The sequence below is a fragment of the Streptomyces sp. NPDC056224 genome (assembly GCF_042267665.1).
Lineage (GTDB): Bacteria > Actinomycetota > Actinomycetes > Streptomycetales > Streptomycetaceae > Streptomyces.
The window spans coordinates 42,534-61,639 of the sequence record NZ_JBHJTK010000016.1 but is presented as its reverse complement, the minus strand read 5'-3'; the positions used below and the strand labels follow the sequence as shown (position 1 = coordinate 61,639).

Here is a 19,106-nt window from a genome sequence, read left to right as displayed (position 1 = left end):
GCCCGGCGCGTGAACGCCGGGCGCTCTCAGTGGGTCAGGCCTGCTCGGCGTCGGCGGCCGGGGCCTCAGCGGCCTCGGCGGCCGGGGCCTCAGCGGCCTCGGCGGCCGGGGCCTCGGCGGCGGCCTCGGCCGGAGCGGCCTCGGCGACGTCGGCCTTCTTGTCACCCTCGAGCAGGTCGCGCTCCCACTCGGCGAGCGGCTCGGCGGCGGCCTTCTCGCCCGGCTTCGAGTCGCCGGTCGCAGCGCCGGAGCGGGCGATGAGGCCCTCGGCGACGGCGTCGGCGATCACGCGGGTGAGCAGGGTGACGGAGCGGATCGCGTCGTCGTTGCCCGGGATCTTGTAGTCGACCTCGTCGGGGTCACAGTTGGTGTCGAGGATCGCGACGACCGGGATGTGGAGCTTGCGCGCCTCACCGACGGCGATGTGCTCCTTCTTGGTGTCGACGATCCAGACGGCGCTGGGGACCTTCGACATCTCGCGGATACCACCGAGGGTCTTCTCCAGCTTGGTCTTCTCGCGGGAGAGGACCAGGAGCTCCTTCTTGGTGAGACCCGAGGCGGCGACGTCCTCGAAGTCGATCGCCTCAAGCTCCTTCAGACGCTGGAGGCGCTTGTAGACGGTGGAGAAGTTGGTGAGCATGCCACCCAGCCACCGCTGGTTGACGTACGGCATACCAACGCGCGTCGCCTGCTCGGCGATGGCCTCCTGGGCCTGCTTCTTGGTACCGACGAACATGATGGAGCCACCGTGCGCGACGGTCTCCTTCACGAACTCGTAGGCGCGGTCGATGTACGACAGCGACTGCAGCAGGTCGATGATGTAGATGCCGTTGCGCTCCGTGAAGATGAAGCGCTTCATCTTCGGGTTCCAACGGCGGGTCTGGTGACCGAAGTGGACGCCGCTTTCCAGCAGCTCCCGCATCGTGACGACGGCCATGGCCATCTCCTTGGTTTCTCGGTTTGGTTCCTGACGCCCCGCCGCGCCCTGCCCCCATCGGGGACCGAGAGACGCTGTCACCTGGCCGTTTCGGCTTGGTGCTGGGGCGTGCGAAGTCGACCCGGTGACCCGGATCGCCACAAGAAGTGTACGGGACCCGGCGGTATGCCGGGTGACGCCGTCGTCCACATCGGCCGGTCCGTCCACAGGGCCGCGCGCGTGACGGCGTGGCCCGGGACCCTTCAGACCATGACGACACTGTTGCTCAGCCTGCTGCTGACCCTGGTCCAGGCGGCCGTTCCCGGGGTCCGGCCCCTGCCCGCGCCGCTCTCGGTGGCCCGGTGGTGGGACCCGCCCCCGACCCCTTACGCCGCCGGCCACCGGGGGGTGGACCTGTCCGCGCCGGTGGGCGCCGAGCTCCGCGCGGTCGCCGCCGGCCGGGTCCACCACGCGGGCCCGGTCGCCGGCCGCGGGGTCCTCTCGATCGCCCTGCCGAACGGACTGCGCACGACGTACGAGCCGGTGCGCCCGCTGGTCTCGGAGGGTGAGCAGGTCGCGGCGGGCCAGGTGGTGGCGGTCCTGACCGAGGGCTCCCACTGTCCGGCCCCGTGCCTGCACTGGGGCCTGCTGGCGGGCGAGGCCTACCTCAACCCGCTCGCCCTGCTCCCCCGCCCGACGCCCCGCCTCCTGCCGGACCCCGGCGGGGGGTGAGACGGGAGGGAGGCCGGACGCGGGGCCTCAGCCCCGCGCGCCCCGCAGGGCCATGGCGACGGCCGTCTCCGTCACGACGTCCGGATCCTCGGCGGCCCCGAGCTCGATCCGCCGGACGGCGGCGTCCACGACCCCTTGCAGCAGCATGGCGGCCAGCCTCGGCTCCGCCTGCCCCGCGGCGCTCAGCGCCTCGACGATCATCGCCACCAGACCCCCGTGGGCCGCACGGATCTTCTCCCGCGCCCCGGCGTCCAGCTCGCTCGCGGAGATCGCCACGACCGCGCGGTGCCGCCGGTCGCCGACCAGCCCCAGCTGGCTCCGCACATAGGCCTCGATCTTGGCCTCGGGCGATTCGGCCTGCTCCATCGCGGCCTCGATCTCGGCGGCCCAGACGGGGAAGTCCACCGTGCACAGCTCTTCGACCACGGCCGCGCGGGAGCGGAAGTACTCGTAAACGGAGGACCGGGCGAGCCCGGTCCGCTCCGCGAGGGCGGGGAAGGTCAGCGCCTCCGTCCCGCCTTCGGACAACAGGGAGCGTGCGGCGTCCAAGAGGGCGCCGCGCTGCATCGACCGGTGCTCGGCCACGGAGGCCGCTCGAATCCTGGGCACACGTCCACTCTACGGAGGTGCCGCAAGCTCACCGCCCCACATCCGCGAGCTTCGCCCGCAGTTGCAGCACGGACTTGGTGTGGATCTGGCTGACCCGGCTCTCGGTGACGCCCAGCACGTTGCCGATCTCGGCCAGCGTGAGCCCCTCGTAGTAGTAGAGGGTGACCACCGTCTTCTCCCGCTCGGGCAGGGTGTTGATGGCCCGCGCCAGCAGGCGCCGCAACTCCCGGTCCTCCGCCACCGCCACCGGGTTGTCGGCGGCGGTGTCCTCCAGCGTGTCCATCAGCGAGAGGCGGTCGCCGCCCTCCCCGCCGACGTGCAGCAGCTCCTCCAGGGCGACCACGTTGGCCAGGGACAACTGGCTGAAGACCGTGTGGAGATCCTCCACCCCGATCCCCATCTCCGCGGCCACCTCGATCTCCGTCGGGGTGCGCCGCAGCTGCGCCTCCAGCGTGGCGTAGGCCCGCTCCACGGCCCGTGCCTTCTGCCGCACCGAGCGCGGGATCCAGTCCAGCGCCCGCAGTTCGTCGATCATCGCGCCGCGGATCCGGGTGATGGCGTAGGTCTCGAACTTGATCGACCGGTCGATGTCGAACTTCTCGATGGCGTCGATCAGGCCGAAGACGCCGGAGGAGACGAAGTCGGCCTGTTCCACATTGGGCGGCAGGCCCACGCTGACACGGCCCGCGACGTACTTGACCAGCGGCGAGTAGTGCAGGATCAGCTGCTCCCGCAGCCGCTCGTCACCGGACTCCTTGTACGAGCGCCAGAGCACCTCCAGGGACGAGGGCGCGGTGGACCGCCCGCTGCCTCGGGCAGCGGGGGGCACCGCAGCGCGGTCGGACCCTGAGGTGTGCTGGGGCATGCTTCGCCTTTGCCGGAGCGGGATTCCTTGGGAGCGTAGCGTGACGGGAGTGTCGCGGTGCGCGAAGAGTACGGGATCGCACGGGGGCGCAGGAGCGACCCGGCTCGCGCGGGCGACCCGGGACCGGCGCCTGGCGCACGGTCCCGGCAACTGCCACCGGGAGGACCGCGTCTCTCATCGGTTTCACTCTTTCACCGGAACGCTCCAGGTCAACGACCGCCTCGCCGGACGGTTCCGGTTTGTGTGCCTCCTTCAGGTGTTCGTCCGCTCAACTGCCAGCCGTCGCCCTGCCGTTCGACGAACCCCAGAGAGTGAAGTTCGTACAGTCTGCCGATGACTTCATCGGCGCCGTTGCCGGAGGCAAGTGACACTTCCTCCACGTGGACCGGGCGGCCGGCCGGCAGTGCTTCGAGCACGCGGGCCGTGTCCGGGTCCAGCAGATCCCTGGCGAGCACCGGGCCGCGCCGCTCGGGGGCCAGCTCCCCGATGGAGCCGACCAGTTCCGCCACCTCCGCCGCGTCGGTGACGAGCACGGCCTCGCCCCGCAGCAGTTCGTGCACCCCGGCCGAGAGCCCGCTGGTGGCGGGGCCCGGGACACCTATCGTGAACCTCCCGAGCTGCTGGGCCCGCCGGGCTGTGACCAGGGAACCGCTGCGGTGGGCGGCCTCCACGACCACGGTGCCGCGGGTGAGGGCCGCGATGACCCGGTTGCGCAGGACGAACCGGCTGGGTGTCGGATGGCTCCCGGGCGGCAGCTCGCCCAGGACCAGTCCCTGCCCGGCGATCCGGCCGAGGAGCCCGGCGTGTCCGCGGGGATAGGCGACGTCCACCCCGCAGGCCAGCACCGCGGCGGTGGCGCCGCCCGAGGCGAGGGCCCCTCGGTGCGCCGCGGCGTCGATCCCGTACGCGGCCCCCGAGACCACGACCCAGCCGCGCTCCGCGAGCCCGGCGGCCAGGGCCTGGGCCATGTGCGCGCCGTACGGGGTGCAGGCCCGGGCCCCCACCACGGCGACCGAGCGCAGCGCCCAGGTCCGCAGGTTCGGCCGGCCCCGCAGCCACAGCCCGACGGGCCGCGCGTCACCGAGGTCGTCGAGCTGGGTCGGCCACTCCGCCGAGCCGGGGCACACGAACCGGCCCCCCGACCCGGCGGCCAGCTCCAGGTCCCGCCGGGGGTCGGCCAGCGCCGCCCGTCTGCGGTACCCCGCGAGCCGCTCGGCCCCCACCCCCGCGGGAGCGCCCGCCTTCGCCCCCGGCCCGGTCAGCATCCGCATCAGCCCGACCGCCCCGTACTCCCGCAGCCACCGCCCGCCCCGCTCCTCGCCGGGCTCCAGCACCCGCGTCAGCGCGGCCCGCGCCAGCCGTTCCCGTTCCCACTCCCGATCCCCTTCCTCGCCCCCGCCCCCGGCCACGGCCCCGGCCCCGGACCCGGCCCCCGTCTCGCCCCCGGCCCCGGTCCCCGTCTCGGCCCCGGTCATGACCCGGCCCCCGCCGCCAGGGGCACCCCACGGGCGATTCCGGTGCGCAGTTCCAGGGCGACGGCCACGTCCAGCGCCTCGGGCCGGTCCCGCCCCCGCAGGTCGGCAACGGTCCAGGCGACCCTGAGGACCCGGTCCAGCCCGCGCGCGGTGAGCAGCCCGCGCTCCAGATCCCTCTCGGCCTGTGCCAGCGCACCCGGGGCGGGCTGCCAGCGTGTGCGCAGCTCCCGCCCGGGGACCTCGGAGTTGATCCGCCAGGGGGTGTCGCCGAGCCGGTGGGCCGCCCGCGCCCGGGCCAGGGCGACCCGCTCGGCCACGGTGTCGCTGGTCTCCCCCCGTCCGCTGAGGCCGAGCAGGTCGGACCGGGTGACGGGCTCGACCTCGATGCGCAGGTCGACGCGGTCCAGCAGGGGCCCGGACAACCGTGCCTGGTACCGCCTGATCGACGAGGGCGCGCAGTCGCATCCGGCCCCGTGCAGGGTGTGCCGTCCGCAGGGGCAGGGATTGGCTGCGAGAACCATCAGGAACCGGGCGGGCAGGCGCACCACGCCGGCGGCCCGGGCCACCACGATGTGCCCCGATTCGAGGGGCTGTCTCAGCGCGTCCAGCACCTGGGGGCGGAACTCGGGTGCCTCGTCGAGGAAGAGAACCCCTTTGTGGGCCAGCGATACCGCCCCGGGTCTCGGCAGCCCGCTGCCGCCTCCGACCAGGGCCTGCATCGTCGCCGAGTGGTGCGGGGCGCAGTAGGGCGGGACGGTCACCAGCGGTTCGCCGGGCGGGAGGATCCCGGCGACCGAGTGGACGGCCGTGACCTCCAGGGACTCCTGTCGGGTGAGCGGGGGCATGATGCCCGGCAGCCGCTCGGCCAGCAGCGTCTTGCCGGCCCCGGGCGGACCGCTCAGCAGGATGTGGTGCCCCCCGGCCGCGGCGACCTCCAGGCCCCGCCGCGCGGGTCGCTGCCCGGCGACGTCTGCGAGGTCCATTCCCTCCCAGCCGCCGGAGGTGCCCGACAGGCCCGTCCCCAGGCCCGCGCCCGGCAGGACCAGGCCGGCCAGCATCGGATCGGGGCGGCCCGGCGGGTCGGGGGGTTCCTCCTCGGGGACCACGCCGTCGGTCAGTACGGCGATGAGCTGGCGCAGGCTGCGCACCCCGAGCACCGAGACGTCCGGCACGAGTGTGGCCTCGGCCGCGCACTGCTGAGGCACCACCACCTGCCGGTAGCCGGCCTCGGCCGCCGCGAGCACCGCCGGGAGGATCCCCCGGACCGGCCGCACCCGGCCGTCCAGGCCGAGCTCCCCGATGAGCACGAGGTCGGTGATCGCGGCCGGGTCCACCACCTCCGCGGCGCCGAGGACCGCGGCGGCCACCGCGAGGTCGAAGCCCGATCCGCCCTTCGGTACGGAAGCCGGGCTGAGCCCGACCGTGAGCTTCTTCTGCGGCCACGCCGCGCCCGAGTTGACCACGGCGGCCCGCACCCGGTCCCGGCTCTCCACCAGCGTCTTGTCGGGCAGTCCCACCAGGGTGAAGGCCGCGACCCCGGGCTCCAGGTCCGCCTGGACCTCCACCACCACGCCGTCGACGCCCACCAGGGCCACCGAACAGGCTCGGGCGAACCCCATCAGGCCGCCCCCCTGACGTGCTCCACCAAGGGCGCACCGCGCCGCGGCAGCAGGACTCCGACGAGGTCGATGCGCACCCCGCCCGGGGGTGGTCCGCCGTGGTCGGCGAGCCAGCGCTCGGCGAGCGTCCGCAAGCGCGCGGCCTTGCCCGCCCGTAAGGCGGCCATGGGATGCTCGAAGTCTCCCGCCCGGCGGGTCTTCACCTCGCACACCACGAGGGCGTCACCGTCCCGGGCGACGATGTCGATCTCCCCGCCGCGGCACCGCCAGTTCCGCGCGATCACGGTCATCCCGGCCTCGGTCAGCCGCCGGGCCGCGAGTTCCTCGCCGTACCGCCCCAATGCCTGCTGTGCCACGCCCTTCGCGTTCATCCGGCACCACCTCCGGTACCGACGATCGCGCGCCCCCGCCCACCGTGTGGATCTTGGTGGACAACTCCGCCGTTGTGGACAACCCGGTCACCCGTACGACGGAGGAAACACGACGGAGGAAACTCAGCTGCTCGGCAGTTCGAGGTCGCTCTTGTTGAGCTCCTCGATGTTCACGTCCTTGAAGGTCAGCACCCGCACCTGCTTGACGAACCGGGCCGGCCGGTACATGTCCCAGACCCACGCGTCGGCCATGGAGACCTCGAAGAAGACCTCCCCCTGGACCGAGTGCACCTGCATCTCGTAGTCGTTGGTGAGGTAGAAACGACGTTCGGTCTCGATCACGTACTTGAACAGCCCGACGACGTCGCGGTACTCCCGATAGAGCTTCAGCTCCATCTCGGTCTCGTACTTTTCGAGGTCCTCGGCACTCATGGCATGTTCCCCTTCAGCCGTGCGTCCCCCTATTGTGCGCCAGGCCCCTGCGCCCCTAAACGATTTCCGGGGCCAGGACCACCGGCGCACCCGGAGGACCGTCGTCGAGCAGCGTCCGGAGCAGCTCGGCGAGTCTGGTCGGGTACACCGTCTCATGGGCCGCGAGAAGTTCCTCGGAGGTCCACCACCTGGCTCCGGTGACGCTGCGTCGCTCCAGCTCGGTGAGGCCGCCCGTCACGGTCGCCGTCTGGGCGGTACGGGCCAGGAAGTACCACTCGTCCTGCTCCCAGCGGCGGCCGTCGAAGGGGAACGAGCAGTACCGGTGCCACAGCACGGGCCCCAGTTCGACCTGTGTGATCCCCGTCTCCTCCGCGAGCTCCCGCAGCGCGGCGTCCTCCCGGCTCTCGTCGCCCTCCAGCCCGCCGCCCGGGGTGAACCACCAGTGGTCCGCGGGATCCTCCGGTTCGAAGCCGTGCAGCAACAGGATGCGGTCCGCGGGGTCCAGCAGGATCACCCGCGACACCTTCCGGGGGCCCGGCGCGGGCGCCGCTTCAGCGGGCACCGGCCCGCTCCCGCCGCCGCCCGCGCCCGAGGACCCGTACGAGCGGCCCGTACGCGGCCCCCAGCACCACCAGGGCGGCGCCCGCCACCACCGCCGCCAGCTGGAGCCGCAGCGGCCCGGGCCGGGAGACCCCGCCGGGCAGCCCGGCGTACGTCGACGGCCGCTCCAGCATCTTCACGGAGGGCCAGGCGAGCGCGTCGACGCGGGCGCTGACGGCCGACCGGGGAACGGTGCCCTGTCCGGCCTCCTGGAGATGCGCCCGGGAGTCCAGGGAGGCGTTCCGGCGGTCGCCCATCAGGAAGAGGTTGCCCTCCGGCACGGTCACCTCGAACGGCGTGCCGGGGGCGGGGCCCTGACCGGGGGGCATGGGCAGCCCCGGGTCGGCCGCGGTGGCGTCGATGTAGGGCTCGTCGAGGGCGGTGCCGTTCACGGTGAGCTCGCCGGCGGCGCCGCAGCACTTCACGGTGTCGCCGCCGATGCCGACGACCCGCTTGACCATGGGCGAATCGCTCCACATGGAATCAGTAAAGATGACCACGTCCCCGCGCCGCACCTCACCGCCGTCGATGCGCTGCGCCAGGACCCGGTCCCCGGGCACCACGGTGGGCATCATCGAGTCGGTGGGCACGGTGTAGGGCTGGTAGACGAGCGCCCCCCACACGAAACCGCCGAGGAAGAGCGCGAAGCCGACGGCCACGGCGATGCCCGACAACACGTTGCCGAGACCACCGTGGCCGCCCTTGCCACTGCGTATTGCCTGTGTTCCGCCCATTGCAGCGCCCCCACGTCGGAGATCGTCGACCTGGGCGGCACCCTACCCGGCGGTACGTCCGCCAGTCAGCCTCCGGCGGCGCCACATGACGAGCGGCACAACGCCGGTGAGTCCCAGCGCGGCCGGGCCGAGCCCCGCCGGCGCGAGCCCGGAGGCACCGAGACCGAGCGCGGCGGCCTTGGTCTGGTTGCCGATGCCCGGCTGGTCGAAGGTGTCCGGGATCGGCAGGGTGGACCAGCGGGTGATCGGCCACGCGACCACCACGGCCCGCCCGACGACCTTGTCGACCGGCACGAAGCCCTGGGTGGAGTCCTGCATGTGGTAGCGGGAGTCCTGGGAGTTCTGCCGGTGGTCGCCCATCACCCAGATCTTGCCCTTGGGCACGGTGATCGGGCCGAACGGGGCGTCGTCGCACGGGGTGTTGCCGGGGTAGATGTACGGCTCGTCGAGCTTCTTGCCGTTGACGACGACCGGTCCCCCCTTCTTGCACTCGACCGTGTCCCCGCCGATGGCGATGGTCCGCTTGATCAGGTCCTTCTCGGCGGCGTCCGGCATCAGGCCGATCTTGCTGAGGATCTGCTGGGCGAGGTTCGGCTCCGGGGTGGGCTCTCCGGACAGCCAGTTCGCGGGGTCGTGGAAGACGACGACCTCGCCGCGCTCGGGCTCGGAGCCGAACCACGGGGTCAGCTTGTCCACCAGCACCCGGTCCCCCCGCTGCAGGGTGTCCTGCATCGAGTCGGACGGGATCGAGAACGCCTGGACCAGGAAGGTCTTGATCAGCAGGGCCAGCAGCAGGGCGATACCGATCAGGAGCGGAAGCTCCTTCCAGAACGAGCGCTGCGGGCGCGCCGCGGTACCGTCGTCCTCGGCCTCGCGCTCGACGGCGTCCTCCGGCCGCTCCTCGCCCTCGTCGCGTCCGGAACGTGCGCCTACCGCCACATCCCCCACATCCACTCCCTCGCTCGGATCCACGCCCGCTCCGGATCGGAAACGGGCCCTCCCCTCCCTTAACGAGCGGGAGTTCCCTAAGGCGCGGGAGACCCAGGACACACTATGCGAACGGCGGGCCCCGTCGTCGACGACGTCGCACGCGCTCCTCGCGGCGCGCCTGATCGGGCACCATCCGGAAGGTGGCGGGCGTCTCCAGCCGGCGCCAGTGCCCGAAGGGCCAGGCGATGACCACGGCCTCCCCCACGACCCCGTTCTCGTCGATGGTCCCGTCGAAGGCCTCGTCGAGGTGGAAGCGGGAGTCGGCCGAATTCGCCCGGTGGTCGCCCATGACGAAGAGCCGGCCCGGCGGCACCTGCACCTCGAAGCGGATGTCCGAGGGCGTGTTGCCCTCGTTCACGTACGGCTCATCGAGCGGCGAGCCGTTGACGGTGACCCGGCCCCTGGCGTCGCAGCACACGACGGTGTCCCCGCCGACGCCGATGACGCGCTTGATCAGGTCCTGCTCATCGGCGGAGGGCAGCAGCCCGATGAAGGTGAGCGTCTGCTTGATCTGCTTGACGCCGACCGGGGCGGGGGCGGGCCGCGCGGCCTCGCCCTTGAGCCAGCCGCCGGGGTCCTTGAACACGACGACGTCGCCGCGCTCCACCTTGGAGCCGAACCACGGGGTCAGCTTGTCGACCAGCACCCGGTCGCCGATCCGGATGGTCTGCTCCATCGAGCCCGACGGGATGAAGAAGGCCTGCACCAGGAAGGTCTTGAGGACCAGGGCGATGCACAGCGCGACGACCACCAGCAGGGGCAGCTCACCGGCCCGGCGCGTGCGGCGGCGCCGCCGCACGCGGCGGGCCAGTCTGCGGCGCTCGGCCCGGCCGCCCTCCACCACGGGGACGGGCTCCGGCTCGGGTTCCGGCTGCGGCTCGGGTTCCCACTCGGCTTCCCAGTCGGATTCCCAGTCGGGCCCGCTCCTGCGCCGGCCGCGCGGCCGCCCGCGGCTACCCATGCCCGCCCCCGGTCGTGCCCCAGCGCGAGACGGGCCAGCCGATCCACGCGGCCCGCCCGATCACTTTCTCCACCGGCACCATCCCCCCGCCCGGTTCTCCCAGGTGGTCCCGCGAGTCCCGGGACTGGGAACGGTGGTCACCCATCACCCACAGGGTCCCAACCGGAACGACGATCCGGAAGGGCACCTTCGAGGGCGCGTCACCCGGATACAGGTACGGCTCCTCCAGCGGGACGCCGTTGACCTTGACGCGTCCGCCCGCGTCGCAGCACACCACGTCGTCCCCGCCGACGCCCACGACCCGCTTGACGAAGTCGGTGTCGGACGGCTCCGCGAGCCCGAGCGCCGAGGCCGCGCCGTGCAGGGCCTCCCCGACCGGACGGCCCGCGGGACGCTCCCGTACGAAGGACCCCGTGCCGTCGAAGACCACCAGGTCCCCGCGGCGGGGCTGATCGCCGAAACGGTACGCCAGCTTGTCGACCAGCACCCGGTCCCCGACCTTGAGCGTCGGCTCCATCGAGCGGCTCGGAATCAGGAAGGGCTGCACCACGAAGTTGCTGAGCAGGAGCAGGAAGACGGTGCAGAGCACGCCGAGCACACCGGCCCGCCGCCACGTCAGCCGCCAGGCCGGCCGCTGCCGCCGCGTCCGCGACCACGGAAACGCACAACGCGACCGCCCCTCCCCTTCGCGAGGGGAAGAGTGGCCGCGCTGCGTGTGAGGTGCTTCGGTGTCCATCGGGGGCGAGCCTATCCGGCCGCCCCGGGACCCCGTAGGGGACCTCAGTTGTCGCGCTTCTCCTTGATCTTCGCGGCCTTGCCGCGGAGCTCACGGAGGTAGTACAGCTTGGCGCGGCGCACGTCACCGCGGGTGACGAGCTCGATCTTCTCGAAGATCGGGGAGTGGACCGGGAAGGTACGCTCCACACCGACGCTGAAGGAGACCTTGCGAACGGTGAAGGTCTCGGAGACACCGGCGCCCTGGCGGCGGATGACGACACCCTTGAACTGCTGGATACGGGAGCGGTTGCCCTCGATCACGCGGACGTGCACGTTGATCGTGTCACCCGGGCGGAAGGCCGGGACGTCCGAGCGGAGCGTGGCGGCGTTGACGCCGTCGAGCAGGTGAGACATGTTCTTCGTCTGCTTTCTTCGCATGACGCCACAGGTCGCCAGTGCGGGTTTCCGTAGAGAATTCGGGAGCCGTGGAACCCGGCGGGCGACGGTCCCCCTGTGGCAGGGGCGTCCGCGAGCACACAGCAGCCGCCTATTCTTCCACGGCCGGGGGCCTGCGCCAAAATCGGCCGTCGGCCGACGGCTTCCAGCCCAGGATGGAGAGGATCTCCCGGTCCTTCTTGTCGAAGGCGGAGGCCTCGCAGCGCTCGATCAGGTCGGGGCGGTTCCGCGCGGTCCGCCGGAAGGCCTCGTCCCGCCGCCAGCGGGCGATCTTCCCGTGGTGGCCGCTGACCAGCACCTCGGGAATGCCCCGGCCGCGCCACTCGGGCGGCTTCGTGTAGACGGGCCCCTCCAGCAGATTGGCCATCTCGCCGGGCGCGAAGGAGTCGTCGCGGTGCGATTCGGCGTTGCCGAGCACGCCCGGCAGCAGCCGGGCCACGGCCTCGGTGACGACGAGCACGGCGGCCTCGCCGCCCGCCAGGACGTAGTCGCCGATGGAGACCTCGTACACCGGCATGCGCGTGGCGTACTCGTCCATGACGCGGCGGTCGATGCCCTCGTACCGGGCCGGTGTGAAGATCAGCCAGGGCCGCTCGGAGAGCTCGACGGCCAGTTCCTGGGTGAACGGCCGGCCGCTGGGGGTGGGGACGACCATGACGGGCCCGTGCGCGCCCGCCTCGTAGCCGTCGGCCAGCGCCGCGTCCAGGGCCTCGCCCCACGGTTCGGTCTTCATGACCATGCCGGGGCCGCCGCCGTACGGGGTGTCGTCGACGGTGTTGTGGCGGTCGTACGTCCAGTCCCGCAGGTCGTGGACGTGCACGTCGAGCTGGCCGCGGGCGCGGGCCTTGCCGACGAGGGAGACGTTCAGCGGCTCCAGGTACTCGGGGAAGATCGTGACGACGTCGAGACGCATCAGGCCTCTTCCCCGGAGTCCTCGTCACGGGTCGAGTCGATGATCGCTTCGCGCTCGTCGATCAGGCCCGGCGGCGGGGTGATGACACAGCGCTGCTCCTCCAGGTCGATCTCGGCGACGATCTCCTCGACGAAGGGGATCATCACCTCGGAGCCGTCCGGCCGCTCGACGATGAAGAGGTCCTGCGAGGGCAGGTGGGAGATCTCGGTGATCCGGCCGATCTCGGTGCCGTCGGCGAGGACCACGTCCAGGTCCATCAGCTGGTGGTCGTAGTACTCGTCCGGCTCCTCCGGCAGCTCCGCCGGGTCCACCTCCGCGATCAGCAGGATGTTGCGCAGCGCCTCGGCGCCGGTGCGGTCCTTGACGCCCGCGAAGCGGAGCAGCAGCCTGCCGCTGTGCACCCGGCCCGTCTCGACGGTCAGCGGTCCCGCCGACGCGGGCTCCGTCTTGAGCACGGCGCCGGGACTGAGCCGCAGTTCCGGCTCGTCGGTGCGCACCTCGACGGTGACCTCGCCCTTGATGCCGTGGGCGCGGCCGATCCGCGCGACTACCAGCTCCACTGTGTGTCTCTCCTGTTCAGACGACGACGGGCCGGGGCGGGCACGTATGCCCTCCCCGGCCCGTGCCGGTGATCACTCTTGCAATGGACCCGGTCTCAGCGGACCTGGTCCACGTCGACGAGGTCGACGCGGATGCCCCGGCCGCCGATGGCGCCCACGACGGTACGCAGAGCACGCGCGGTGCGGCCGTTGCGGCCGATCACCTTGCCGAGGTCGTCGGGGTGGACCCGGACCTCGAGCACCTGCCCGCGGCGCAGGTTGCGCGAGGCGACCTGCACGTCGTCGGGATTGTCCACAATGCCCTTCACGAGGTGCTCAAGAGCCTCCTCGAGCATGATCAGGCCTCGGTCGACTCGGCGGCGGCCTCAGCCTCGTCCGCCTTCTTGTCGGCCTTCTTGGCCTTCTGCGTGATGGCCTCGCCCTTGCCCTCGCCGATGCCCTCGAGGGCCTTGGCGAACTCGTCGAAGGAGCGACGCTTGCTCTCCTTCGTCTCCGGCTGCAGGAGCGGCGCGGGGGCGGGGAGACCCTTGTGGGCCTGCCAGTCACCGGTCAGCTTCAGGATGGCGAGCACAGCCTCGGTGGGCTGGGCACCGACGGACAGCCAGTACTGCGCACGCTCGGCGTTGACCTCGATGCGCGACGGGTTGTAGGTCGGGTGGTAGATACCGATCTCCTCGATCGCGCGACCGTCCCGGCGGGTGCGGGCGTCGGCGACGACGATGCGGTAGTGCGGCTGGCGAATCTTGCCGAGGCGCTTGAGCTTGATCTTGACTGCCACTGGAGTGGTGTCTCCTGAACTTGACGTGGTTGGGCACATGAGATGCCACGTGGGGTTGCGGTACTCGGGTGCCCGATGGACGCGTCAGCCGGAGGAGAGAGGGGTCCTATGCGACTGTCGAGTACAGCTAGCCATTGTGCCATACGCCTGCCGCGTGCTCAGCCGGGCGGGGTGCATCCACCCCGCCCGCCCTGCGGGCGCGACTGACCGCGGCCCCGGCTTCGGCCGCCGCCGCAGTGGCACGGCTGGGCCCGCCGGGGTGTCGGCGCGGGCCGGCCCCGACGGTCAGGAGGCCGCCGCGATGGCCACCTCGGGGATGCGGAAGGGCTTCATGCAGCCGCCGCACACGATCGGCGCCTGGGCGAGCACGGAGGGGACCACCCGCACGTTGCGCCCGCAGTCGCAGACCGCCTTGACGCGCACGCCGCCGCCGGACGAGCCGTGCCGGGCGGCCGGTCCGCGGAAGCTGCGCTTGGTGTCCGCGGCCGTGGCGGCCCTGTGGGCCTTCAGCGCGCGCTGGAGCCGCTCCATCGTGGGGCGGTAGCGCCGCTTCGCCTCGGGGTTGAGCGTGACCAGCGAGAAGCCGCTGCTGGCGTGCGGCTCTTCGGAGTGGTCCAGCCCCATCTCCTCGGCGATCGCGAGGAATCTGCGGTTGTGGTAGCGGCCGGCGCGCGAGGTGTCGCGGACTCCGCGGGCGGCGGCGATGCCGTGGACTGCCTCGTGCAGCAGTCGCTCGAAGGAGAGCTCGGCGCCGCAGGCGGACGAGGACTCTCCGATCAGGGACTCGGGCGCGGCAAGGTCAGGCAGCTCGGGGTGGTACCGCTGAATATCGGCCCACGCCTGCGCCAGCTCTGCGGCGAGAACAGGGGGTGTCGTGCTCACGTCGTGACAACGAGCCGGGGTGCCCCGGTGTTCCGATTCCGGGCCATTCCAAATTTTTTGCACGTACCAGTCAGTTCAGCCTCATGCGTCCTGACGAGGACGGGTGCGTCGATCCCAGGATGAGTCGGTACGTAATGACGACCGGAAAGCGTCAGCCCCGGCGCACGGCACGGGCCGTGCGCCGGGGCGCAGGAGTCACTCAGTAGGAGCGCGCGACGATCGCGAGCGTCCCGGGGGCGTCGTCCGTCTCCGGAACCGACCCGTCGGCGGCGATCAGGCAGCGCACGGAGACGGCCTGCTCGGCCAGCTTCGCCTCGCCCTCCGGGCCGAGGTCCGCCCACGGGATGCGCGCCCAGCCGCCGGCGATGGCGGCCTCGGCGGCCTCTTCGATGGTCGAGACGTCCGACGTGCGGGCCTCGCGGCGCTCGCGGGACTCGCGCAGCAGCTGCGCCTGGTCCTCCTCGAGCACCTTGGGCAGCAGGTCGGCGAGCGCGTCGATCTGCACCGGGGTCTTCCCGCCCGGGATCCGGCGGGCCAGCATCGCGGTGCCGGCCTCCAGGTCGCGGGGGCCGATCTCGATGCGGACCGGTACGCCCTTGAGCTCCCAGTCCACGGCGCGGCGGCCGAAGGGGGTGTCCACGCGGTCGTCGACCTGCACGCGGATGCCCGCGGCCTTCAGCTGGGCGCCGAGCTCACGGACCTTGGCGACGGCCTCGTCGCCCTTGATCGCCATGACGACGACCTGGACGTGGGCCAGGCGCGGCGGGACCCGCAGGCCGTTGTCGTCTCCGTGGGACATGATCAGGCCGCCGACCATGCGCGTCGAGACGCCCCACGAGGTCTGCCAGACGAGCTCCTGCTTGCCTTCCTTCGACAGGTACTGCGTGTTGAAGGCCTTGGCGAAGTTGGTGCCGAGCTCGTGGCTCGTGCCCAGCTGCAGGGCCTTGCCGTCGCCCATCATGCCCTCGAGGGTGAGGGTGTTGATGGCGCCGGCGAAGCGCTCCTTGGCGGTCTTGCGGCCGAGCACGACGTCGATGCCGAGCACGTTCGTCATGAAGTCGCCGTACACGTCCGTGTGGATGCGGGAGGCGTAGTCACGGGCGTCCTCGTAGGTGGCGTGGGCCGTGTGGCCCTCCTGCCACAGGAACTCGCTCGTGCGCAGGAACACGCGCGGGCGCATCTCCCAGCGGACCACGTTGGCCCACTGGTTGATCAGCAGGGGCAGGTCGCGGTAGCTCTGGACCCACTTGGAGAAGTAGTCGTTGATGATCGTCTCGGAGGTGGGCCGGACGACGACCGGCTCTTCCAGCTCCTTGCCGCCGCCGTGCGTGACGACCGCGAGCTCGGGGGCGAAGCCCTCGACGTGCTCCGCCTCCTTCGTCAGGTACGACTGCGGGATGAAGAGCGGGAAGTACGCGTTCTGGGCGCCCGCGTCCTTGATGCGCGCGTCCATCTCCTGCTGCATCCGCTCCCACAGGCCGTAGCCGTACGGCCGGATGACCATGGTGCCTCGGACCGGACCGTTGTCGGCCAGCTCGGCCTTGTTGATCAGATCCTGGTACCAGCGGGGGAAATCCTCCGCCTGCGGGGTGAGAACGGGTGCCTTTGCCATGGCGCGAATGGTACGGCGCCCGGCGCTCGATGCGTGAATCGGGTGGCACGCTCCTCTGGACGCGGGGGCCGATGGGGAGTTCTCTGTCAACGGGGGCAAGGGGGCGACATGGAATCAGGAGCGCTCTTTCGATGACACCGACGCCGACGCCGACACTCGTCGCCCGGGACTGGGCGGAGATCCAGGAACGGATGCTGGTACCGCTGTACGAGGCGGTCTACGACCGGCTGGAGATCGGGCCGGGGGACCGGCTGCTGAACCTCGGCTGCGGGGCCGGGCTGCCCCTGCTGCTCGCAGCCGGGAGGGGAGCCGTGGCCACGGGGGTGGAGGCGGATCCGGCACGGCGGGCACTGGCCCGTGAACGGCTGCTGGAGGTGCTGGCGGCTCCGCCTGCGGTACCGGTCGCGGCCGGCCCGTACGACGCCCTGCTGGCCTTCTCGCCGGCCCCGGCGGAGCTGGCCCGGGCGCTGCCCGCGGTCCGGCGCGGCGGGGCGGTGGTGCTGGCCGACTGGGGTCCGGCGGAGCGGTGCACGGTGCCGGCGGTCCTGGGCGGCGGACCCGCGCCCCAGGACCTGGACGCGCTCGTGGAACGGGCCGGGATGCGGCCGGACGGGTCGGGGCGGGTGTTCTGCCCGTTCGGGTACGCGGATGTGGACAGCGCCGTGCGCGGGCTGCTGTCGACGGGGCTCTTCGACGGCGCGGCCGATCCCGCGCTCGCGGAGAAGGAACTCGCCGAGGCCCTTCACCCGTTCGAGCGACCCGACGGGGCGGTGTGGCTGCCGAACATCTTCCGGTACGTGATCGCCCGGGTGGCGTGACCGGGGCCCTTCACTCCGGGCCGTGCCCCTTGGCCGGGCGCGGGATCCCGGCGGCGGCGTAGGCGGCCGCTTCGTCCAGGGTCTCGGCGGCGAGCAGGGCCTCGGCCAGGGCGTCGAGCTGCGGCCGGTGCTCGCGCAGCAGCCGGCAGGCCTCCTCGTAGCACTCGTCCACGATCCGCCGCATCTCGTGGTCGACCACGTCGAGGGTGGCGGGCGCCGCGGACAGGCCGTACGGGCCCTGGCCGTCGGAGGGGATCGCGGTGAGCTTTCCGACGCGGTCGCTCATGCCCCAGCGGCCCACCATGCCGCGGACGATGTTGGTGACCTGTTCGAGGTCGTTCTCCGCGCCCGTGGTGATCACGTCGTAGACGGTGTGCTCGGCCGCCATGCCGCCCAGGGCGCCGATGATGCGGCCGCGGAGGTACTCCTCGGTGTACGCGTACCGGTCCGCGTCCGGAGTCGAGAGGGTGACGCCGAGCGCGCGGCCGCGGGGGACGATGGTGATCTTGCGGACGGGGTCGGCGCCGGGCTGGAGCATGCCCAGCAGGGCGTGGCCGCTCTCGTGGTAGGCCGTACGGCGGCGCTCCTCCAGCGGCATCACCAGGGACCGTTCCGCGCCGAGCTGGACCTTCTCCAGAGCGTCCGACAGGTCGGACTGGGTGACCTGGTCCTGCTGCCGTTTGACGGCCAGCAGCGCGGCCTCGTTGGCCAGGTTGGCCAGTTCGGCGCCGGTCATTCCGGGGGTGGTGCGGGCCACCTGGGCCAGGTCGACGCCCTCGGCGAGCGGGATGTCCCGCGTGTGGATGCGCAGGATGGCCTCGCGGCCGCCCCGGTCGGGCGGTGAGACGACCACCGTGCGGTCGAAGCGGCCGGGGCGGGTCAGGGCGGGGTCCAGGACGTCGGCCCGGTTGGTGGCGGCCAGTACGACGACGCCCTCCGAACCCGAGAAGCCGTCCATCTCGGTGAGGATCTGGTTGAGGGTCTGCTCGCGCTCGTCGTGGCCGCCCATCGCCGCGCCGCCGCCCCGCACCCGGCCGATGGTGTCGATCTCGTCGATGAAGATGATCGCGGGGGCCACTTTGCGCGCCTCCGTGAACAGCTCGCGGACCCGGGAGGCTCCCACGCCGACGATCATCTCGACGAACTCGGAGGCCGAGGCGGAGAAGAACGGGACCCCGGCCTCGCCCGCGACCGCACGCGCCAGCAGGGTCTTCCCGGTGCCGGGTGGTCCGGACAGCAGGACGCCGCCGGGCATCCGGGCACCCATCCTCCGGTAGTTCTGCGGGTTCTTGAGGAAGTCGACGACGTCGTTCAGCTCCCCCGCGACCTCGTCGATGCCGGCCACGTCCTCGAAGGTGGTGCGCTTGGCGCCCTCCACGTGCTCCACCGGCCTGGGCGGGGCCTTGCGGCCCAGCCCGCCCATGCCGCCCGGCCCCGCGCTCATGCGGCGGGAGAAGTAGACCCACAGCAGGACGAGCAGCAGTATCGGGGCGAGGGAGAGCAGCAGATTGGCCAGGAAGCTGCGCTGCTCCACTACCGGGGAGGCCGTCACGGTCACGTTCTGCCTGGTGAGCTCGGCCCACAGGTCGTCGTCGGCGAAGGCCGGCCGCTGACTGACGAACTTGGTGTAGTCGCCCTTGTCCCCGTCGGGCAGCGGCTGCGCGGCCTTCAGCTGGCCCTGGATGGCGTCGCCCTTGGCGTAGATCTTCGAGACGTTGCCGTTGGCGACCTGCTTGCTGAACTCGGTGTACGAGATCGTCGGCTCGTCGCCCTCGTTGAAGAAGGACAGCACCAGGTTGGTGATCAGGTAGACGATCAGGGCGGCGAGGATCAGCCACCGCCAGCCCGGCATCCGCTTCTTCGGGGCGGGGGCGGGCGGCGCGCCCTCCGAGCGCCAGGGCGTGTCGGCCCGGTCGCGCGGCGGTACGGAGCTGGGGCTGGGCACGGGCGTCTCCTTCTGCCGTCCTCCCGGCCGACCATAAGCGACAAACCCGTACGTTGCCCCCGCAGGAAGCAGAAGGCCCCGGCTGTGCGAACACAGCCGGGGCCCACGCCCGCGTACCCGC

At 72.1% G+C, this 19,106-nt stretch carries 22 protein-coding genes; 2 read left to right on the top strand and 20 right to left on the bottom strand.

The features are described from left to right. Positions 1-34: 34 nt before the first annotated feature. Entirely contained in the window at positions 35-937 is a 903-nt protein-coding gene (gene rpsB, locus ACFCZ1_RS20215; protein WP_376679636.1) for a 30S ribosomal protein S2, read from the bottom strand. A gap of 249 nt (positions 938-1,186) precedes the next feature. Between rpsB and ACFCZ1_RS20210 the strand changes: the two genes are divergently transcribed. Continuing rightward, positions 1,187-1,648 carry a murein hydrolase activator EnvC family protein gene (locus ACFCZ1_RS20210; protein WP_376679635.1) on the top strand — a complete coding sequence of 154 codons (462 nt, stop codon included), beginning with the start codon at positions 1,187-1,189 and terminating at the stop codon, positions 1,646-1,648. Between the two features lie 27 nt (positions 1,649-1,675). Here the strand turns inward: ACFCZ1_RS20210 and ACFCZ1_RS20205 are convergent, their stop codons facing one another. The 18 genes from ACFCZ1_RS20205 to proS all read right to left on the bottom strand — a co-directional run bounded on the left by ACFCZ1_RS20205 (position 1,676) and on the right by proS (position 16,222). Beyond that, positions 1,676-2,233: a TetR/AcrR family transcriptional regulator gene (locus ACFCZ1_RS20205; protein WP_376679705.1), complete on the bottom strand. Its 558-nt coding sequence runs from the start codon at positions 2,231-2,233 to the stop codon at positions 1,676-1,678. A gap of 52 nt (positions 2,234-2,285) precedes the next feature. Next, the gene (whiG, locus tag ACFCZ1_RS20200) at positions 2,286-3,122 is read right to left on the bottom strand and encodes an RNA polymerase sigma factor WhiG (protein WP_376679634.1); all 837 of its coding nucleotides are present in this window, start codon (positions 3,120-3,122) and stop codon (positions 2,286-2,288) included. Positions 3,123-3,331: 209 nt separating this feature from the next. Continuing rightward, positions 3,332-4,597, bottom strand: a complete 1,266-nt coding sequence (dprA, locus tag ACFCZ1_RS20195) for a DNA-processing protein DprA (RefSeq protein WP_376679633.1) — start codon at positions 4,595-4,597, stop codon at positions 3,332-3,334. Then, positions 4,594-6,216 carry a YifB family Mg chelatase-like AAA ATPase gene (locus ACFCZ1_RS20190; protein ID WP_376679632.1) on the bottom strand — a complete coding sequence of 541 codons (1,623 nt, stop codon included), beginning with the start codon at positions 6,214-6,216 and terminating at the stop codon, positions 4,594-4,596. The genes dprA and ACFCZ1_RS20190 overlap by 4 nt, the downstream gene beginning before the upstream one ends. Continuing rightward, on the bottom strand, positions 6,216-6,587 hold the full coding sequence (locus ACFCZ1_RS20185) for a YraN family protein (protein WP_376679631.1): 372 nt from the start codon (positions 6,585-6,587) through the stop codon (positions 6,216-6,218). The genes ACFCZ1_RS20190 and ACFCZ1_RS20185 overlap by 1 nt, the downstream gene beginning before the upstream one ends. Before the next feature lie 123 nt (positions 6,588-6,710). Beyond that, positions 6,711-7,019: a DUF2469 domain-containing protein gene (locus ACFCZ1_RS20180; protein ID WP_055510545.1), complete on the bottom strand. Its 309-nt coding sequence runs from the start codon at positions 7,017-7,019 to the stop codon at positions 6,711-6,713. Positions 7,020-7,074: 55 nt separating this feature from the next. Next, on the bottom strand, positions 7,075-7,581 hold the full coding sequence (locus tag ACFCZ1_RS20175) for an NUDIX hydrolase (RefSeq protein ID WP_376679630.1): 507 nt from the start codon (positions 7,579-7,581) through the stop codon (positions 7,075-7,077). Then, positions 7,571-8,353, bottom strand: a complete 783-nt coding sequence (lepB, locus tag ACFCZ1_RS20170; protein ID WP_376679629.1) for a signal peptidase I — start codon at positions 8,351-8,353, stop codon at positions 7,571-7,573. Before lepB (ACFCZ1_RS20170) ends, ACFCZ1_RS20175 begins: the two co-directional genes overlap by 11 nt. Before the next feature lie 42 nt (positions 8,354-8,395). Beyond that, positions 8,396-9,292, bottom strand: coding sequence for a signal peptidase I (lepB, locus tag ACFCZ1_RS20165; RefSeq protein WP_376679628.1), 897 nt, complete (start codon positions 9,290-9,292; stop codon positions 8,396-8,398). A gap of 112 nt (positions 9,293-9,404) precedes the next feature. Further along, positions 9,405-10,304, bottom strand: coding sequence for a signal peptidase I (gene lepB, locus ACFCZ1_RS20160; protein WP_376679627.1), 900 nt, complete (start codon positions 10,302-10,304; stop codon positions 9,405-9,407). Beyond that, positions 10,297-11,040, bottom strand: coding sequence for a signal peptidase I (lepB, locus tag ACFCZ1_RS20155; protein WP_376679626.1), 744 nt, complete (start codon positions 11,038-11,040; stop codon positions 10,297-10,299). The genes lepB (ACFCZ1_RS20160) and lepB (ACFCZ1_RS20155) overlap by 8 nt, the downstream gene beginning before the upstream one ends. 44 nt (positions 11,041-11,084) lie before the next feature. Next, the gene (gene rplS / locus ACFCZ1_RS20150; RefSeq protein ID WP_376679625.1) at positions 11,085-11,435 is read right to left on the bottom strand and encodes a 50S ribosomal protein L19; all 351 of its coding nucleotides are present in this window, start codon (positions 11,433-11,435) and stop codon (positions 11,085-11,087) included. Positions 11,436-11,568: 133 nt separating this feature from the next. Then, positions 11,569-12,390: a tRNA (guanosine(37)-N1)-methyltransferase TrmD gene (gene trmD, locus ACFCZ1_RS20145; RefSeq protein WP_376679624.1), complete on the bottom strand. Its 822-nt coding sequence runs from the start codon at positions 12,388-12,390 to the stop codon at positions 11,569-11,571. Continuing rightward, positions 12,390-12,950: a ribosome maturation factor RimM gene (gene rimM / locus ACFCZ1_RS20140; RefSeq protein ID WP_376679623.1), complete on the bottom strand. Its 561-nt coding sequence runs from the start codon at positions 12,948-12,950 to the stop codon at positions 12,390-12,392. Before rimM ends, trmD begins: the two co-directional genes overlap by 1 nt. Before the next feature lie 95 nt (positions 12,951-13,045). Continuing rightward, entirely contained in the window at positions 13,046-13,285 is a 240-nt protein-coding gene (locus ACFCZ1_RS20135) for an RNA-binding protein (protein WP_007266827.1), read from the bottom strand. A gap of 2 nt (positions 13,286-13,287) precedes the next feature. Beyond that, positions 13,288-13,728, bottom strand: coding sequence for a 30S ribosomal protein S16 (gene rpsP, locus ACFCZ1_RS20130; protein ID WP_030386406.1), 441 nt, complete (start codon positions 13,726-13,728; stop codon positions 13,288-13,290). A gap of 285 nt (positions 13,729-14,013) precedes the next feature. Beyond that, positions 14,014-14,610, bottom strand: coding sequence for a hypothetical protein (locus ACFCZ1_RS20125; protein WP_376679622.1), 597 nt, complete (start codon positions 14,608-14,610; stop codon positions 14,014-14,016). Positions 14,611-14,809: 199 nt separating this feature from the next. Beyond that, the gene (gene proS, locus ACFCZ1_RS20120; RefSeq protein ID WP_376679621.1) at positions 14,810-16,222 is read right to left on the bottom strand and encodes a proline--tRNA ligase; all 1,413 of its coding nucleotides are present in this window, start codon (positions 16,220-16,222) and stop codon (positions 14,810-14,812) included. A gap of 131 nt (positions 16,223-16,353) precedes the next feature. Between proS and ACFCZ1_RS20115 the strand changes: the two genes are divergently transcribed. Further along, positions 16,354-17,040 (top strand): methyltransferase type 11, encoded by a 687-nt coding sequence (locus ACFCZ1_RS20115; RefSeq protein WP_376679620.1) that lies wholly within the window; start codon positions 16,354-16,356, stop codon positions 17,038-17,040. A gap of 10 nt (positions 17,041-17,050) precedes the next feature. On the opposite strand, the gene ftsH is transcribed toward ACFCZ1_RS20115, so the two are convergent. Next, a complete protein-coding gene (ftsH, locus tag ACFCZ1_RS20110; protein WP_376679619.1) occupies positions 17,051-18,985 on the bottom strand; it encodes an ATP-dependent zinc metalloprotease FtsH in 1,935 nt (644 codons plus the stop codon). Positions 18,986-19,106 lie beyond the last annotated feature (121 nt).

Bases quoted from the DNA above. Each gene is read 5' to 3' on its own strand.
- rpsB (WP_376679636.1), bottom strand. From the start codon at position 937: ATGGCCGTCGTCACGATGCGGGAGCTGCTGGAAAGCGGCGTCCACTTC.
- ACFCZ1_RS20210 (WP_376679635.1), top strand. From the start codon at position 1,187: ATGACGACACTGTTGCTCAGCCTGCTGCTGACCCTGGTCCAGGCGGCC.
- whiG (WP_376679634.1), bottom strand. From the start codon at position 3,122: ATGCCCCAGCACACCTCAGGGTCCGACCGCGCTGCGGTGCCCCCCGCT.
- dprA (WP_376679633.1), bottom strand. From the start codon at position 4,597: ATGACCGGGGCCGAGACGGGGACCGGGGCCGGGGGCGAGACGGGGGCC.
- ACFCZ1_RS20190 (WP_376679632.1), bottom strand. From the start codon at position 6,216: ATGGGGTTCGCCCGAGCCTGTTCGGTGGCCCTGGTGGGCGTCGACGGC.
- ACFCZ1_RS20185 (WP_376679631.1), bottom strand. From the start codon at position 6,587: ATGAACGCGAAGGGCGTGGCACAGCAGGCATTGGGGCGGTACGGCGAG.
- ACFCZ1_RS20180 (WP_055510545.1), bottom strand. From the start codon at position 7,019: ATGAGTGCCGAGGACCTCGAAAAGTACGAGACCGAGATGGAGCTGAAG.
- lepB (WP_376679629.1), bottom strand. From the start codon at position 8,353: ATGGGCGGAACACAGGCAATACGCAGTGGCAAGGGCGGCCACGGTGGT.
- lepB (WP_376679627.1), bottom strand. From the start codon at position 10,304: ATGGGTAGCCGCGGGCGGCCGCGCGGCCGGCGCAGGAGCGGGCCCGAC.
- lepB (WP_376679626.1), bottom strand. From the start codon at position 11,040: ATGGACACCGAAGCACCTCACACGCAGCGCGGCCACTCTTCCCCTCGC.
- rplS (WP_376679625.1), bottom strand. From the start codon at position 11,435: ATGTCTCACCTGCTCGACGGCGTCAACGCCGCCACGCTCCGCTCGGAC.
- trmD (WP_376679624.1), bottom strand. From the start codon at position 12,390: ATGCGTCTCGACGTCGTCACGATCTTCCCCGAGTACCTGGAGCCGCTG.
- ACFCZ1_RS20135 (WP_007266827.1), bottom strand. From the start codon at position 13,285: ATGCTCGAGGAGGCTCTTGAGCACCTCGTGAAGGGCATTGTGGACAAT.
- proS (WP_376679621.1), bottom strand. From the start codon at position 16,222: ATGGCAAAGGCACCCGTTCTCACCCCGCAGGCGGAGGATTTCCCCCGC.
- ACFCZ1_RS20115 (WP_376679620.1), top strand. From the start codon at position 16,354: ATGACACCGACGCCGACGCCGACACTCGTCGCCCGGGACTGGGCGGAG.